Origin of the sequence: Acinetobacter bohemicus ANC 3994 (genome assembly GCF_000367925.1) — a bacterium.
Classification (GTDB): domain Bacteria; phylum Pseudomonadota; class Gammaproteobacteria; order Pseudomonadales; family Moraxellaceae; genus Acinetobacter; species Acinetobacter bohemicus.
Genome location: NZ_KB849175.1, coordinates 394,646 through 411,334, shown reverse-complemented (window position 1 = coordinate 411,334; position 16,689 = coordinate 394,646). Strand labels below are relative to the sequence as shown.

The 16,689-nt window shown below is 41.5% G+C and carries 17 protein-coding genes; 10 read left to right on the top strand and 7 right to left on the bottom strand.

Features of this window, described 5'->3' with window-relative positions; translation table 11 throughout:
• Positions 1-52 precede the first annotated feature (52 nt).
• The 4 genes from serB (at position 53) to F994_RS12325 (ending at position 3,227) form a co-directional block, all read left to right on the top strand.
• Positions 53-1,273, top strand: coding sequence for a phosphoserine phosphatase SerB (gene serB / locus F994_RS12340; protein WP_004650828.1), 1,221 nt, complete (start codon positions 53-55; stop codon positions 1,271-1,273).
• A 413-nt stretch (positions 1,274-1,686) separates the two neighbouring features.
• Positions 1,687-2,022 (top strand): ciprofloxacin tolerance protein AciT, encoded by a 336-nt coding sequence (gene aciT / locus F994_RS12335; protein WP_004650827.1) that lies wholly within the window; start codon positions 1,687-1,689, stop codon positions 2,020-2,022.
• A gap of 148 nt (positions 2,023-2,170) precedes the next feature.
• The gene (locus tag F994_RS12330) at positions 2,171-2,650 is read left to right on the top strand and encodes a hypothetical protein (protein WP_004650826.1); all 480 of its coding nucleotides are present in this window, start codon (positions 2,171-2,173) and stop codon (positions 2,648-2,650) included.
• Positions 2,651-2,717: 67 nt separating this feature from the next.
• A complete protein-coding gene (locus F994_RS12325; RefSeq protein ID WP_004650824.1) occupies positions 2,718-3,227 on the top strand; it encodes a hypothetical protein in 510 nt (169 codons plus the stop codon).
• Between the two features lie 72 nt (positions 3,228-3,299).
• Here F994_RS12325 and dtd read toward each other — a convergent pair whose 3' ends face one another.
• The gene (gene dtd, locus F994_RS12320; protein WP_004650823.1) at positions 3,300-3,740 is read right to left on the bottom strand and encodes a D-aminoacyl-tRNA deacylase; all 441 of its coding nucleotides are present in this window, start codon (positions 3,738-3,740) and stop codon (positions 3,300-3,302) included.
• A gap of 318 nt (positions 3,741-4,058) precedes the next feature.
• Between dtd and pncB the strand changes: the two genes are divergently transcribed.
• The 3 genes from pncB (at position 4,059) to asd (ending at position 7,074) form a co-directional block, all read left to right on the top strand.
• A complete protein-coding gene (gene pncB / locus F994_RS12315; RefSeq protein WP_004650822.1) occupies positions 4,059-5,264 on the top strand; it encodes a nicotinate phosphoribosyltransferase in 1,206 nt (401 codons plus the stop codon).
• Positions 5,265-5,377: 113 nt separating this feature from the next.
• On the top strand, positions 5,378-6,226 hold the full coding sequence (locus F994_RS12310) for a sulfurtransferase (RefSeq protein WP_004650821.1): 849 nt from the start codon (positions 5,378-5,380) through the stop codon (positions 6,224-6,226).
• Positions 6,223-7,074, top strand: coding sequence for an archaetidylserine decarboxylase (asd, locus tag F994_RS12305; protein WP_004650820.1), 852 nt, complete (start codon positions 6,223-6,225; stop codon positions 7,072-7,074). The genes F994_RS12310 and asd overlap by 4 nt, the downstream gene beginning before the upstream one ends.
• Positions 7,075-7,272: 198 nt before the next feature.
• Here the strand turns inward: asd and F994_RS12300 are convergent, their stop codons facing one another.
• The gene (locus tag F994_RS12300; protein WP_004650819.1) at positions 7,273-7,884 is read right to left on the bottom strand and encodes an SPOR domain-containing protein; all 612 of its coding nucleotides are present in this window, start codon (positions 7,882-7,884) and stop codon (positions 7,273-7,275) included.
• Between the two features lie 176 nt (positions 7,885-8,060).
• The gene (gene argS, locus F994_RS12295) at positions 8,061-9,851 is read right to left on the bottom strand and encodes an arginine--tRNA ligase (protein WP_034697172.1); all 1,791 of its coding nucleotides are present in this window, start codon (positions 9,849-9,851) and stop codon (positions 8,061-8,063) included.
• Between the two features lie 195 nt (positions 9,852-10,046).
• Between argS and F994_RS12290 the strand changes: the two genes are divergently transcribed.
• Positions 10,047-10,331 (top strand): DUF2798 domain-containing protein, encoded by a 285-nt coding sequence (locus F994_RS12290; protein WP_004650817.1) that lies wholly within the window; start codon positions 10,047-10,049, stop codon positions 10,329-10,331.
• Between the two features lie 62 nt (positions 10,332-10,393).
• Here the strand turns inward: F994_RS12290 and F994_RS12285 are convergent, their stop codons facing one another.
• From F994_RS12285 to F994_RS12275, 3 genes are read right to left on the bottom strand one after another with little or no spacing between them, the layout of a single operon-like run.
• On the bottom strand, positions 10,394-11,701 hold the full coding sequence (locus tag F994_RS12285) for a DUF445 domain-containing protein (protein ID WP_004650816.1): 1,308 nt from the start codon (positions 11,699-11,701) through the stop codon (positions 10,394-10,396).
• Positions 11,702-11,731: 30 nt separating this feature from the next.
• Positions 11,732-12,286, bottom strand: coding sequence for a CC0125/CC1285 family lipoprotein (locus F994_RS12280; RefSeq protein ID WP_004650815.1), 555 nt, complete (start codon positions 12,284-12,286; stop codon positions 11,732-11,734).
• A 51-nt stretch (positions 12,287-12,337) separates the two neighbouring features.
• Complete coding sequence (locus F994_RS12275; RefSeq protein ID WP_004650813.1) at positions 12,338-12,877, bottom strand: DUF924 family protein; 540 nt, start codon at positions 12,875-12,877, stop codon at positions 12,338-12,340.
• A gap of 212 nt (positions 12,878-13,089) precedes the next feature.
• Between F994_RS12275 and gshA the strand changes: the two genes are divergently transcribed.
• The gene (gene gshA / locus F994_RS12270) at positions 13,090-14,667 is read left to right on the top strand and encodes a glutamate--cysteine ligase (RefSeq protein ID WP_004650812.1); all 1,578 of its coding nucleotides are present in this window, start codon (positions 13,090-13,092) and stop codon (positions 14,665-14,667) included.
• Positions 14,668-14,685: 18 nt separating this feature from the next.
• A complete protein-coding gene (locus F994_RS12265) occupies positions 14,686-15,210 on the top strand; it encodes a disulfide bond formation protein B (protein ID WP_004650811.1) in 525 nt (174 codons plus the stop codon).
• A gap of 49 nt (positions 15,211-15,259) precedes the next feature.
• Here F994_RS12265 and F994_RS12260 read toward each other — a convergent pair whose 3' ends face one another.
• Entirely contained in the window at positions 15,260-16,591 is a 1,332-nt protein-coding gene (locus tag F994_RS12260; protein ID WP_004650810.1) for a PGAP1-like alpha/beta domain-containing protein, read from the bottom strand.
• Between the last annotated feature and the right edge of the window lie 98 nt (positions 16,592-16,689).

Genomic DNA, 16,689 nt, shown 5'->3' with positions numbered 1-16,689 from the left:
CAAATTGGATTATGATTCTTACAATAGTTGTAGCTCAGATCCGAGTCAATTCATGCGAGAAATCATTCTTATATCATTTTTGGGACCAGACCAGCCTAATCAATTTACACGATTAATGCAGGTGTTGTCCGTACATTCTTTACAAATTCTGGATGTTGGACAAGCCGTCATCCATAACCAACTGACTTTAGGTATTGTTGTTTCGTCAGATGACCAAACTGCTACAGCATTAGCCATGAAGGAGATCTTGATTCTAGCACATGATATTGGCTTAACAGTGCGCTTTAAACCAATCTCTACAACAGAATATGATCAATGGGTCAGTGAGGGTGGTCAGACCCGTTATATCGTTACGGCACTGGCACCCGAATTGACGGCTTCACAATTACAAGCCGTGACCAAGATTGTCTCGAATCAGGGTTTTAATATTGAAACCGTGACGCGCTTATCGGGTCGTCCAGATCTTCATAGTCAAGCCGATGAGCCTAAACGTTCTTGCGTACAATTTGGTTTAAAAGGGCAAATGTTAGATGCCATTGCCATGCGTGCGGCATGCTTGCGTTTATCCTCTGAACTTAATGTCGATGTTGCAGTTCAAGAAGACAATGCGTTCCGTCGTAACAGCCGTTTGGTTTGCTTTGACATGGACTCGACTTTAATTGAACAAGAAGTAATTGATGAACTTGCGATTGAGGCCGGTGTTGGTGAGCAAGTCGCTGAAATTACTGAACGTGCCATGCAGGGTGAACTGGATTTCCAACAAAGCTTCCGCGCTCGTGTGGCCTTGTTAAAAGGAATGGATGCATCTGTGTTACCTAAAATTGCAGAACGCTTAACGGTCACAGAAGGGGCGGAACGTCTGATTTCAACCTTGAAAGCATTGGGCTATAAAACTGCGATTCTTTCAGGTGGTTTCCAATATTTTGCTGAATATTTGCAAGCAAAATTAGGCATTGACGAAGTGCATGCCAATGTTTTGGATGTGCAAGATGGCAAGGTGACAGGTGAAGTTAAAGGTCATATTGTCGATGGAGCACGTAAAGCTTTATTACTGCGTGAACTTGCCGATAAGATGGGCATTTCATTAGAACAAGCGATTGCTGTCGGTGATGGCGCAAATGATTTACCGATGTTATCGATTGCCGGTTTAGGGGTTGCATTCCGTGCGAAACCTTTGGTTCGCCAAAATGCCAATCAAGCCATTTCAAGCGTCGGTCTAGACGGTGTGTTATATCTTCTGGGTGTGCATGATAAAGATCTTAATCGTGCCTAAGTATTGAAGTTTATTGACGAAACGCGACACAATGTCGCGTTTTTTTGTGGCATAAATCGCTAAAAATGCGATAAACGGCTGACTGGCGTTGTTGATAAAAACAGCAATCAATCTATTTTAAAAAAATATTTTTTTCGGGCTTAAAAGGCATGGTTTTTTTGTAATGACACGGCAAGTCTGAGCCCATCTCACTTTTAGAAAAAGTTAAAAATAAAAAAATGTAATGACAAAATAATATTGCGACAAGGTGTGTCGTTTTATAAAAATACAAGACTTTTTTTCTGGTAAAAACTCCGCATAATGTCTGCATAAGAAATTGATATAGATATATTCCATCATTTATTTAACGGTCATCGGGGATTCGATTTAGGCAAAACTTAAATGTCCAAATTAAATCTTAGACGGAGGTTTTTATGGTCACAGCAAATTTAGCAACCCTTGTGGGCTTAAGCTTGATTGCGGCTGCGTTAATAGCTGTTTTCTTCTCACCTTATCGTCGTTTGTTAAGCTTTATGTTCGCAGGTATGTTGTTTTGGGGATTGATTGAAATTGTCCGTTTCAGTACAGAAATGGTGTTTGAATTGCCCATGACCTATAGTTATCTCACTGCGATCACGTCAGCGATGCTGATTGTGACGATGTTGTTATTGCGGGAAGACCACCGTGCAGAACGTGCTTTAGCCAAACGTCGTTGTATTGAACATACCCCCGTGTACGAAGATGAGCAACAACAATGCTCAAGCCGTTAAAGCGACGGAGCTAAAAATTCTCAAAAAGAGGTGTTCAAAACCCCTCTTTTTTTGTTGATGATTGTTATACAAAGCCTTAGTTCAAAAAACACAACTTATGTTAGGATAAGTCGTCAATTTTCCAACAATTACAATAGGCTTAAATGTCATGAAACTTTCTTCGATTCCTGTCGTAAAATTACCACTGGTCGATGTCAGCACGGATCCGCTTGATTTGTTAGTGGCGGGTTTAGCTTTGCGTATGAAACAGTTGGCGCGTACTAGCCCCAAATTTATTGAGCTGGTTCATGAACGTCAATTCCGTATTCAAATTGGGACTGATTTGGGCGTTGCACGTCAAATTATCGTCAACAATGGGCAAATTGACAGCGTCTCTGGTGCTGCTGAACCAGCCGACTTTATTTTGCAGTTTGCAGACAGTGAACAAGGGGTAAAAACCTTAATGAAAGGTGATCCGACCGCGTTCATGACAGGCATGCAAAATGGCAGCATTAAAATGGAAGGCGATTTTGGTCTTTTGGTTTGGTTTAATAAAGTCGCGAAGTTGATTCCACCTAAACTGCCAAAACCTGTGCAAGAAAAAGTAAAATTGGTTCGTTCATTTATTCGTGAAAAAACCGGTAAATAATTATTTTTTATTGAATATTTAATTCTTGTTGTGAATAATACCTCCTGTTTTTAGGGGGTATTTTTATATGGAATTATTTTTAACTACAGCTTGTTTAGCTGCTGCTTTAACAATGACGGGTTGTGCGAGTATTTTTTCTGGCTCAACACAGACATTGACGTTTAAATCTGTTCCAGATACAGCAAATATTACAATTATCAATAAATTGGGTGAAAAGATTCATACCGGTTCAACGCCTGCCACTGTAACTTTAAAACGTGGTAATGGTTACTTTAAACCAGCAGGTTATCAAGTCACCTTCTCGAAAGAAGGTTTCCAAACTAAAACGGTACAAGTCAAAGCGACAGTAAATGGTTGGTACATTGCCAATATTATTTTTGGCGGTTTAATTGGTTTTCTAATTGTCGATCCTGCAACAGGTGCGATGTACACTTTATCTCCGAGCGATATAAATACGTTATTAGATGCGACACAACTGGTTACGACAAAAAAAGAGCAGCAATCGCTCACTGTGATGTTGGTGCAAGATATTCCTGTAGATATGATGAAACGTGCTCAATACATTGCAACACTATAAAATTTAATACTTAGATTAGCCATAAAAAGCCCTCAAAATTTGAGGGCTTTTTATGGCTATAATTATGTCGTGTTATTCAACTTCTAAATTGAACGTCACAGGTCCATCATTGACCAAATGCACTTTCATGTCAGCGGCAAAAATACCGGTTTGTACCGCTTCAAATTGGCTTTGAGCATAAGCAACCAATTGTTCATATAAAGCTTTGGCTTCATTGGGTGGCATCGCTGGTCCAAAGTCAGGACGTAAGCCTTTTTGTGTTTGCGCCATTAAGGTGAATTGAGAAACCAATAATAATCCGCCACCTGCTTGAGCGACATTCCAGCCCATCTTGCCTTGTTCATCATCAAAAAAACGATATTTTAAAATCTTATCAATCAGTTTTTTGCCTTTTTCGAGATTATCTTCCTTCGCTAAACCCAGAAAGACCACAATGCCATGTTGAATTTCTCCCGTTGTTTCAGCATCCACGACAACTTTTGCTTCAAGAACTCGTTGCAATAACGCACGCATAATTTAACCAAATCAGTAATTTCAAATTTGCTGTGAATTGTAGCAAATACAGGCTTAAAGGCTGAACAAAGTCAGTCTTGATGAGTGTTGAAATAATCAGTTTATTTTCACTGAAACTGGTTTGAGGTTGCCTTGCTTAAAAAAGGCGGCTTATTTTTTAAGATAGCGTGGTGTGAATTGAAATAAGCGCATATGCGGGTTGAGCGTTTATAAATGCGATATCAATAATCCAATCACTTTTAGCATTTACGAAAACATTCGTTTTCAACTGAATAAAATATGCTTTAATGCAAGTAGTTGATAAAAACTGAAAGTTATATGTCTGCAATTATTCATTCATTATTAGATACCGACTTGTATAAATTTACCATGTTACAGGTGGTATTACATAAGTTCCCTCAAACGCATAGTGTCTATCATTTCCGTTGCCGTAATTTGGAAGATACGGTTTATCCACTGACGGATATTTTGCATGATTTGAATGAGCAGTTGGATTATTTATGTCAGCTGAAGTTTAAAGAAGATGAGCTGCTTTATCTGCGGAGTTTACGTTTTATCAAAAGCGACTTTGTTGATTATTTAGAATTATTCCAACTGAAGCGTCGTTTTATTAAAGCCAGTATTGATTCAGAAGGTCGTTTGGATATTTGGGTTGAAGGCCCGATGGTTCAAGCGATGATGTTTGAAATTTTTGTCCTTGCCATTGTCAATGAATTGTATTTCCGCCGTATTCGTAGTGATGCGGTTTTGGCAGAAGGCGAACGCCGTTTACAGGCCAAAATGGTGTTGCTGAATCAATATCAACAACAACAGCAGCCGAATGATCCACCCTTTTTAGTGTCCGACTTTGGCACCCGTCGTCGTTATAGTTATGACTGGCAAAAACATGTGATTGAAGCTTTTCATCAAGCTGCGCCTTATATTTTTCGTGGCACCAGTAACGTCCTGATCGCTAAAGAGTTGGGTTTGACCCCAATCGGCACCATGGCACATGAATTCCTGCAAGCCTTCCAAGCTTTAGATGTACGTTTACGTGATTTTCAAAAAGCCGCCTTGGAAACATGGGTGCAAGAATATCGTGGCGATTTAGGCATTGCGTTGACCGATGTGGTCGGTATGGATGCTTTCCTACGTGACTTTGATTTGTATTTTGCAAAGTTATTTGATGGTCTGCGTCATGACAGTGGCGATCCTTATGAGTGGGGCGATAAAGCCTACGCACATTATAAAAAACTGAAAGTCGATAGCAAAAGTAAGATGCTGACCTTTAGTGATGGATTGAATTTAGAAAAAGCATGGGCTTTACATCAATATTTTAAAGATCGTTTCCAAGTGAGTTTTGGTATTGGCACCAATTTAACCAATGATATGGGACAAACGCCCTTGAATATTGTGTTGAAACTGGTCGAATGTAATGGTCAGTCGGTGGCGAAAATTTCTGATAGTCCCGGCAAAACCATGACCGATAATGATACTTTCCTTGCGTATTTACGTCAGGTGTTCCAAATTACTGAAACCACATAAAGGTCGCTTTGCTATATCTGATTTTTTGCTAAATGAATGCAAAAAATCAGAATAATAGTGAAAATGACTTGTGCTAAGATCGTAACTGTTGATCTAAATAAAACTCGAAAAGTATGACTGTATCTACATTTAATTTTGCGCTGTTGATTGAAGCAGAACAACTGTTGCCACATTTGGGTCATGATAAATTACGTATTGTCGATTTAAGCCGTAGTTCTGTTTATGATCAATTGCATATTCCGCATGCGATTCATGTCAAACCTAAGCAGTTGCTGCGCCAAGAAGAGCAAGCTTCAGGTTTACTGCCAGATGTGGAGGCGCTACAAGCACTGATTGAATATCTCAATATTTCTCCAGAGCATCATGTCGTGGTCTATGACGATGAAGGTGGTGCATGGGCAGGGCGTTTAATTTGGAATCTGCATTGCTTAGGTTTTAAAAATACCAGTTTGCTCAATGGAGGCATTCATGCTTGGTTGGCTGCGGGTTATCCAACCTCGTCAGAAGTGGAAAAATTAACCCCTGTCGAAACTTTGTTTGAAATAAATCAAACGGATATTGATCAATACCGGATTGAATATCCCGAACTGCTGGATAAAGTGCAAAACAATACAATCCAAATCTGGGATTGCCGCACAGAAGATGAATACACGGGGCTGCGACTTGCAGCGCGACGCGGCGGTCACATTCCAAATGCCCGACATTTTGAGTGGAGTACTGCCCTTAACCGTGAAAATCATTTAAAATTGCATCCCTTAGAACGCACTCAACAACGCTTAGAACAATTGGGATTCAATTTAAATGAACCTGTCGTGGTGTATTGTCAGTCACATCACCGTTCAGGGTTAGCTTATATTTTGGGTCGATTACTCGGTTGGCATATTCAAGCTTATGATGGTGCGTGGAGTGAATGGGGCAACCGCCTCGATAGTCCGATTATTACCGGAGAGTTACCATCTTGAGCTTCACATCACGTTTAAAAAAACAAATTTTTATTCAAGCACAGCGTGTTGTGCCACAACATCAATTATCACGTGTGGTGGGCAAACTTGCAGCCAGTGAAAACCCAATTGTCAAAAATACGGTGATTCAGGCGTTTAAAGCTCAATATGGCATTGATATGTCCATTGCTGAACAAAGCAATGCATTGAAATATAAATCATTTAATGAATTTTTTACTCGTTCACTAAAAAATGGTGTACGCGCGATTGATGCTGATCCTAAAAGTATCGTTTCTCCAGCAGATGGTGCAATTTCACAATTGGGTAGCATTGAAGATGGCGACATTTTCCAAGCTAAAGGTCAAACTTTTTCGGTAGAAAAATTAATTGCTGATCCACAATTGGCTGAACCATTTAAAAATGGTCAGTTTGCAACAGTGTATTTATCCCCTAAAGATTACCACCGTGTGCATATGCCTGTTGCAGGCACGTTAACTGAAACGCTGTATGTGCCGGGTGAATTATTTTCGGTCAATCAAACCACTGCGGAAAATATTCCGGGTTTATTTGCGCGCAATGAACGCATGGTGTGTTTGTTTGATACGGAATTGGGTCGTATGGCCGTGGTTTTAGTCGGTGCCATGATTGTGGCTGGTATTGAAACTGTCGCGACAGGCAAGGTCAAACCTACCGGGCGTTTGGAACTCAATCAGCATGACTTATTCCTTGAAAAAGGTGCAGAATTGGGGCGTTTCTATTTAGGTTCGACCGCAGTCATTTTATTTGAACAAGATAAAATGGCATGGGATGCCGCATTTAAAGCCAATTCAACGGTGGTGATGGGTGAAGCTTTAGGCCATACGGTTTAAATGCTTTTAGTCTCCCTTTTTTAAAGGTGAGCATCCTCGAAATATATTTCGAGTGCGCAAGGGAGGGATTTTACCTCTTGAATTATATAAATCCCCCTCATTCCCCCTTTTTTCAAAGGGGGAGGTCCTTCTCTTAAATGAGGAAGAGTCGGGCAAGGTCAAAAAAAGCGCCATTAGGCGCTTTTTCATATCTGGGGTTTAGCGTTTCACTACAATCGAATCAATACCACTGCGTTGTAATGTTTGCTGGGCCATGATTGCAGCTTCAGGTGAATCATAAGGACCCGACATAACACGATACCAAGTTTGACCATTTTCCACTGATTTAACCACATCGGCAGACAGACCATTTAAAATAATTTCAGCGCGTCGAGCATCAGCACTATCTGGGTCCGAATAGCTCCGGACTTGAAGGATATAACTGGGCTGATGTGCAACGGGTGCTTCTGATGCTTCAAGACTTGGTTCTGTGACTGGGGTATTGATCGCAGGTTCTGCTTCTGGTGCTTCAACAATGACGACAGTACTTGAATTTTTACTTTCAGGCACCGCTTGTTCAGGAATAGGCGTGACTTGCTGTTGAGGCAATAAATCGTAGAAACGATAGTCTTTATTGGTGTCTTCTTGGTAATGTTCAGAATTAATTTGATTTTTGGGTTTAACAGGTTCCCACGGTTTCCACAGCATTAAAGCGACTGCAAAACTCAACACGATTAAAATGACCACAAGCGTCCCGAGCCATGTCGGAATCAATGGCTTTTTGGGCTTATTTGGTCGCTCTGATACACCGCGCTGCGTTTTTCCAAACACTTGTGAACCTCATTATTCTAATATTCAATTGGTTGTGCTTTAAGCATGGCTCACATGAGGAGCCATACCCAGTATTATTTCACATACGGACGCAGACAATAGTCGTCACTTAGCGAGCATAGCAAAGTTGCCATGCTCACTCGGAGGTTGTCCTTGTCTTGCAGCAATGTAAAATATTACATGCTCTCAGGAGCGGATACACCTAATAATTCTAAACCATTACGTAGCACTTGTTGTACGTTTACTGAAAGCAATAAACGTGCTTGCGTAAGTTCAGCATCATCATTGAGTACTTTATGCTCATTATACCAACCGTGGAATAATGCAGCCAATTCTTTCAGATAATTACCGACTTGATGTGGTTCATAGCTATTTGCTGCGCGAATCACAATTTCAGGATAAGCGGCAAGTTTGGCTAAAATTTCCGTTTCAGCATCAAGATCAAGTTTTGCTGCAAATTGACGTGCATTCACGGCATCAAAATTCACATCAGTCGCGGCTGCTTTTTCGAGCATACGGCAAATACGTGCATGGGCATATTGAATGTAATACACCGCATTGTCTTTACTTTGTGAAACAGCAAGGTCAAGGTCAAAGTCAATGTGCTGTTCAGATTTACGCATCACGTAATAGAAACGTGCGGCATCATTGCCGACTTCTTTACGTAGGTCACGTAACGTCACAAACTGACCTGAACGTGATGACATTTGTACCATCACACCGCTACGCCATAGGCTGACAAATTGCACCAGAAGTACCGTCAATTTTTTCGAGTCATAACCAAGCGCATCAATGGCTGCTTTGACACGGGCAATATAGCCATGGTGGTCAGAACCCCAAATATCGACAATATCGGTATAACCACGTTGTAATTTATTTAAGTGGTAGGCAATGTCCGATGCAAAGTAGGTGGTTTGACCATTACGACGTTTCACAACACGGTCTTTTTCATCGCCAAATTCAGTCGATTTAAACCAGATGTTGCCATCTTGTTCATATAAGAAACCACGTTGATCCAGCATTTGCAGTGCTTCATCAATTTTTTCAGTCAAGCTGGCTTCACTGAACCATTGGTTGAAAGTCACCCCGAATTCGCCAAGGTCATCTTTAATGTCATCAAGAATGGCTTTTAACGCCGCTTGATGGAAAACACGGTAGCCCTCGCCAATCAAACGTTGTGAATTATAGATTAAGCCATCGATGTGTTTTTCTTTGTCACCTGAAAGCACCACTTTATTGCCATCGCTATCTGGCTCAGCCGCATATTGCACATCTTCTGGCACATCTTGATAGACTTCAGCCACAGGGCGCACGTATGCGTCAGCATCTTGGTCGATAATGCTTTGCGCAATTTCTTTAACGTAGTCACCTTGATAGGCATTTTTTGGGAAAACCAATTCCTGACCGGTTAACTCAAGGTAACGTAAATATGTCGACGTTGCGAGGATGTCCATTTGACGACCTGCATCATTGACGTAGTATTCACGGTCAACCGTTGCACCCGTTGCTTCAAGTAGATTGGCAACCGTCATACCATAGGCGGCACCACGACCATGACCGACATGGAGGCTTGATGTCGGGTTAGCAGAAACGAATTCGACTTGAACACGTTTGGCTGCATTTGCACTGGTGCGACCGAATTGATCTTGTTGTGCTTGAACCAGATCCAGTACAGCAAAGCGTTGGTCGGCATTTAAAAAGAAATTAATAAAGCCGGGGCCTGCGATTTCTGCTTTGCTGATATCGGCAACTTCGGGAAGATGTGCGAGGATTTTTTCCGCGAGATCACGAGGCTTCATACCCGCAGCTTTAGAACCAATCATTGCAATATTTGACGCGAAGTCACCGTGGCTTCGGTCTTTGGTTCGCGTTAAGTTACCACTGTTATTAAAGTCGGATGGGAGTACACCTTCAGCTTGAAGAGATTGCACTGCATGTTCGAGAGCTGCTTGGATTGCCGTATTCATAATCAGTCGAAAAATAAATGTCGCGGAAAAACAATGAATATAGCAAATTTTGCCGTCTTTAGGTAAACCCATTTGTATTGAATAAAACTTACCCGACAGTCTAGCGAAAGAGGAAGGGCATAAAATCAGGAAAATACTCAAAAAAGCCTGATTTATGGCATATTAGAGGACGTCAAAAAAATTCGAGTCGAGCATATGCAATCTAAACGACCTATGATTATCGGCAATATTCCTAAGCTGCCTGCAAAATGGGCCACGGTGGTGATGCCGTTTATGTTGTCTTGTCTGATGAGTGGCATTATTTCTTTTATTAATATGCTGCGCAATTTGGGTTGGATCGACGGTTTTATCAGTTTGTGGTTGCACAACTGGATGATTTCGTGGGCTTTTGCTTTTCCCATAGTGCTGATCCTTTTACCTTTTGTGCGTAAACTGACCAGTAAACTGGTGGATATGCCTCCTCCGAATGAACCGAAATAAAACAATTCTCAGTGTGCAGCTTGCCTGTTGTTAGAAGATGATTTTTTCTCTTAGAGCTATTTTTACAGCACTAAATCAACCAAAGCACGAATAATTCCAAGCACCAAACCAATAAATGCACCGACCACCACGCCATTGACGCGGATCATATGCAGATCACCACCGACTTCATTTTCAATTTTGTCGATCATTTCGCGTGAATCCCATTCATGAATGCGCTCGCTAATAAAGCGAATGACTTTTTCACTGTATTGGTCACTTAAATTGATGGCAATGCCACTCATTTTTTCATTGAGCAGATCACGTACGGCTTGATTGGACATAATATTTTCACCGACTTGTTGAATGGCGACCCGTAGATTTTCTGCAATGCCTGAGTCGGCTTTGAGTAAATCCGCTTTAATCGCATCACATAAAATCACCACCGCACCGCTAATAAAATTCAGCACTTGTGGACTATCAAGTAAGGCATCTTTGCTGCTATTTAAACGATGACTGGCGCTACTTTCATCATCTGCCAGTTCGAGCATGAGCTGATGCCCAATTTCTTCAATCTGTTGTCGCCACGGATGTTCTGGGTCGGCCAGCATGGATTCAACCCGTTCGATCAATGAATCAATGGTACGTTGTTGTACATCAATGCCAATCCAACTGGCACCTTTAGCCAGTTTTAACACCCCCAGTTCTTTGAATAACCTATGGGTCAGTTCACGGGTTTCTTCTGGATGTGAAAGCATCCATTCATGCGCCAAGTCGAGTCCGTGTTGTAATACATCTTGATGGAAATCATTTTCTAAAACGGCACGCAGCATTTCACTGGCGAGGGTGTTGATTTGGGTGTTACGCACCCATTGCACGCTATTGTTTTGAATGAAACGCCCAATTTGTTCTTGTCCAACAAATTCAAAAATCTTGGGTACGGTTTGCTGAATGACTTGCGTCACTTGACGGTTATTTTCAGCTTTAGCCAGCCATTGCCCCACAGCAAGGCTAATGTCAGTACGGTGTAGACTTCTTTCGACCACTTGTGGCGATAAAAAGTTTTCTTGCACAAAGCGTCCCATCGATTCTGCAATACGGGCTTTATTGCGTGGAATAATTTCAGTGTGATCAAGTAAAAATTTAGGAATCGGCATTTTGCCAAACGGGTTGCGGAACAACACGGTAATGGCGTACCAATCTGCTAAACCACCCACGACCCCTGCTTCAGCAGCGAGCATTAAAATGTGAATCAGCCACACATATTCAGGAAGGAGCTTGGCAACCACCATCAGGATTAACCATGTGACAATCGCCATGATTAAGGCAATGGTGGCAAGGCGTTTACTGCGTTGCAAACTTGGGGTGGTTTCTGCTTCCGCTGTGCTCATGCAAGCTTCCTGTTGATGTGTAACATCAGGTTATTTTGTTGTGGTCGGCATTTGCGGTGCTAAGACTTGCCCCGTTGGGCTGAGTCCATATTTTTGACCCAGAGACTGTAAAATTAAACTGGCATCAAAAGCATCGTTCGGTGCTTTTTTCTGATCTTTATAGCATTCAATGGTATAGGAAACTTGCACGGGGTCAATCGTGACCACTTGTGGCATGTCATAAAATGGGTCAGGCCAGAAACCTGGGTAACGACGATAATAACCGTATGGCGCGTACATTGGGGTTGGATAGACCACCGCTTTGCGGGGTGGTTGGTTGATATTGCTCGGATCATTCAGCACTTTAAAATAGCGAAATCCGTTTTGTAGTGTGGTTTGCGCGGCTTTAACCAAGGTAATTTCTTCCGCTGTACCAAAACTCATATTGGGACGGGCCTGAAAACTGATGCGATAGGATTGGGCATTCAAAGGTGTGTTACTGAATTGACCGAGTTGGTCAAAAGTCAGGGGTTTTGAAGGCGTCATGGCACAGCCAGAGAGGGCAATGGCGAGTCCCATGCTCAGACCGATAAAGTTATTCTTCATGTTAAACCTCCATACTGATTTACTGTGCAAGGGAGGGGGCACAATAAATACTTAAAAACGACTATTGGGTTGCGTTAAAAATTCGAGTTCTTCTGCGGTCGAGGTACGCGCCAAAATTTGGTTACGATGCGGATAGCGCCCGAAACGATCAATAATGACTTTATGCTTTTTTTCATAATCGAGACCTATAGGCTGGCCTAATTGTTGAAACAATTTTAACCCAAATTCGTGGATCAATTTCGATTCACTGTGCATAAAGGGCATATATAAAAAAGCACGTTGTTCTGGATTTAAGTGCTGATCTACACCTAGGTCAATGGCTTGTTGGGCCAGTGCCAAGGCTAAAGCATCTTGGGCAAAGGCGTGTGCCTGATCACGAAACAAATTACGCGAAAATTGATCCAGTATGATTACTTCAGCTAAGCGACCTTCAGCGCTTTTACGCCAAGACCAGAGTTCGGCTTGTGCAGCTTGATGATGTATGTCCTGAAACTTTTGATGAATTAATCCATCAAAATCATCATTTTTTGCAAACCAGTAGGCTTGAGTGTCTGGATGAAACCAAAAGTCCAAAATATCTGAATAATTCATAATATTTACAATTCTTTAGCACTTATTATGCAATACAATCACAAAATTTAGATGTCTTGTAGAGTAACTTTGTGATAAAAATTTGCCAGAAATATAGTTGACGGTTTACTTGAAAAATATATAGCAGATCATGTGACAGTCCCAAATCACGTTATACTGCTATAAACTAATGATTTTATTTTAGTAGTTATCTTCCGATAAGCGAGATTGTAATGAGTCAACCCGAATCGACCTCTCACGTTGTATTGCCAACTTGGGTGGATTCTTCGCTGTTTAAAGGCATGTTGCGCGGTATTGAGCGTGAAAGCCTGCGTATGCAAAGTAATGGTTTTTTATCGCAAGCATTGCATCCAAAAACACTCGGGTCGGCTTTAACACATCCGCACATTACCACGGACTATTCTGAAGCCTTGATGGAGTTTATTACCCCTCCACAAGACAGCATTAAAAAAGCATTACATTATTTAGCCGATATTCATGCGATTGCACATCGTCATTTAGAAAATGGTGAAAAGCTCTGGCCGTTGTCGATGCCGTGTATGCTGGATGATGAGGAAGAAAACATTCGTTTAGCTCAATATGGAACGTCGAATGTTGGTCGCTTTAAGACCTTGTATCGTCATGGTTTAGGCGTGCGTTATGGTCGTCGCATGCAGACTATTTCAGGGGTGCATTATAATTTATCTTTCCCTGATCAAGTCTTTGAAGCACTGCAACAGCATGAGAGCGATGAGGCTTTAAAAAGTTTGAGCTTACAGGATTATCGTAGTCATCGTTATTTTGCTTTAATTCGTAATTTTATTCGTTTAACTCCATTGGTGATGTTCTTGGTTGGCGCAAGTCCTTCGGTATGTCAGTGTTTTATGACTGGGCGCGAGCATCACTTATTGCCTTTACTCAAAGGCACATTGTTTTTGCCTTATGCCACAGCATTACGCATGGGCAATTTTGGCTATCAAAATTCAGCGCAGAAACAGTTGGGTATTCACTACAATACCATGTCGGGTTATTTAGAAGGTTTACAGAAAGCGGTCAAAACGCCTTATGCACCGTTTAGTCATTTAGGTTTAACCGATGAACAGGGTGAGCCGATTCAAATTAATGATCATGTGCTACAAATTGAAAATGAATACTATAGTTTAGTGCGTCCGAAACAAGTGCCTAAAGCGGGTGAAACACCATCGCAAGCGCTTGAAAATCGTGGCATTGGTTATGTTGAATTACGTGCCGTGGATGTCAATCCATACAGTTCAATTGGCATCGATGAAAATACCGCGGCATTTTTGGAAGTGTTAGCACTGCATTGTTTATTGCAAGATAGCCCCGATTTATTAGACAAAGAACAATTGCAGATTGAGCGTAATCAAGCGGAAGTGGTCAATCGTGGTCGTGCACCCAATGCATCTATTATAGATGCGACAGGTGAACATCCGATTGAAGCATGGAGCCGCATGCAAGTCATCACCATGCAACCTTTGGCTGATTTACTGGACGCAACCTATAGCACAAATCTGTATTCAGCTGCCTTAGCGTTGATGCTTAAACGTATTGATGAAGTAGATGAAACGCTGTCTGCACAAGTGATTGCCGATACGTTAGAAAATGGCGGTACATGGGGCTTTGGTAGTTTGATGGCACAACAACATGCCATGAGCTATGAGCAACATCCATTAAGCCCAGATACATTGTCATATTTTGATGATTTAGCTGTGCAGTCATTGCAACAACAACAGCAACTTGAACAAGATAGCAGCCTCAGTTTTGAGCAATATCTTGCTGATTATCGATAAAAATTAAGAGGATTTGCCATGCAATGGCGTTATCGCTTCGTAAGTGGTTTTTTATTTTTAGCCAGCGTGATTGGTATGGCTTTTGCGTTGTATTTAGAACATGTACAAGGTCTTGAGCCTTGTCCACTCTGTGTCTTTCAGCGCATTGGATTAATTGGTTTAGGGCTTATTTCTTTGCTGGCCTTTATTCATAACCCAAGTTCAAATGCTGGAAAACGCGTTTATGCCTTTTTGGGAACGCTGTCTATTCTTTGGTCGGCAGGTGTGGCCGCACGTCATGTTTGGCTGCAAAACTTGCCACCTGATCAAGTGCCGAGCTGCGGTCCGGGCTTAGATTATTGGCTCAATACCTTGCCATTAAAATCGGTTTTCCAACAGGTTTTAACCGGTTCTGGTGAATGTGCAGTGGTTGATTGGACCTTTTTAGGGCAATCTTTACCTGTCTGGTCATTCTTATTTTTTGCCGTATTAGTGTTGGTGAGTGTGTGGCAATTATTGCGTAACTATGCTTTGACTACGCCTAAAGCAGTGAAGAAGAAATAAAAATTGTCAGCCAAAAAAGCCACCAAAAGGTGGCTTTTTTATGATTCATTTAAGTTGGCGCACTGTTGGATAAATCTGTTAACTGCATCCTATACTCATGAACCTGTTCTTTGATTGGTGCATCAGGAGGCGGATAAAACCATCTCACAATCTGTTCAGCCACATTGGAATGATAGTGAATTTCAAAGTGATGGATGCCATAGAAAATGGCTTTATTTGATTCAGGCAGCTTCAATTGAAAACGTGGATTAGGGTGTTCTCCTAACGCACTTTTAACACTGACTAAATAATCACCTAATAGGTCGAAGTGCCGGTTTTTCCTATTTTCATAGACAACAGAGCCTGCAACCAAAAAGGTGTTGATATGCGAAGGTAGGGGAGCAGGTTTGCGATTGTCATCCATGCCACCAATGCGGGCAGTATTATGTTCCCAATCATCATCACGCACGCTGCCATAACGTAAATCTAGAATGCCATTGCTGCGAATATTCACAATATGTCGGACGATTTTTACAAACGGGAAGTGCCCCAGTCGATCCTGTAAAATAAAACCAAAACGTTCTAAAACAGCACCATGATGCGGTGAACCTAAGCAGACTAGATTTTCAGTTAAGTGCATCCATTGATGCATATTTTGTTTGCCATAAAATAAGGCGCTGCGTAACACTAAGCCCCCCATGCTATGTCCAATCAAATCAATACTGGTAATCAGAGGGTTACGCTGAATCAAATCTTCTAACGTGTTGGCAAGGCTGCGACCATTGGCAGAAATACGGCGTCCAGTATTGTAGTTTAAGTACAGCATGGTGTTATGGTCACGTTGAGCCAATAATTTTTCACCAATGCCCCCGTATCGACGGTTTGACCATTCCAAATGGTTCATGCATAAGCCATGGGTAAAAATAACGACACGCCCTGAAAGATCACCTTTTTGCAGTTCAGCATAGTGGTCGTAGATCACCATCGGAAGCGCAAGCGGGTTTTGATATTTTAATAAATAATCACCCAGCACCCCGTTTAAAGCCCCCACTAAAAAATGCAGTGCAGGGGTCAGTGGTTTTTCATGTAATTTTGGATATTTTTCAATAATTTGACGTAAACTTGGTGCAAGTAAATAATGACCATAATTGAGTAAGGTGTCGTAGGCAAACTGGTACAATTTGTCAATATAGGGAATGTTTTGTATTTTTTTCGAGCGTTGTTCGCTCATCCCAAATAAGCTAATCAAAATTTCACGTTGAATCTCTTGTATAAGGTCTTGCACCACATCCCCTAAACGAGTCGTCACCAATTGAGCAAGCCCCTCTAATACATCGGCTTGGCTTGGTGGTGTACGATCCCATTTACAATAGGTTTCATGCAATGGTGTTAAACTTGGCATTTTATCCTATCCCTTTTATAGCACTACATCTGAGGCACTTTATTTTTTTTAAGCTCACGCTATCAATTCGTTGCTTTTAATTTAATATGATTCATCTC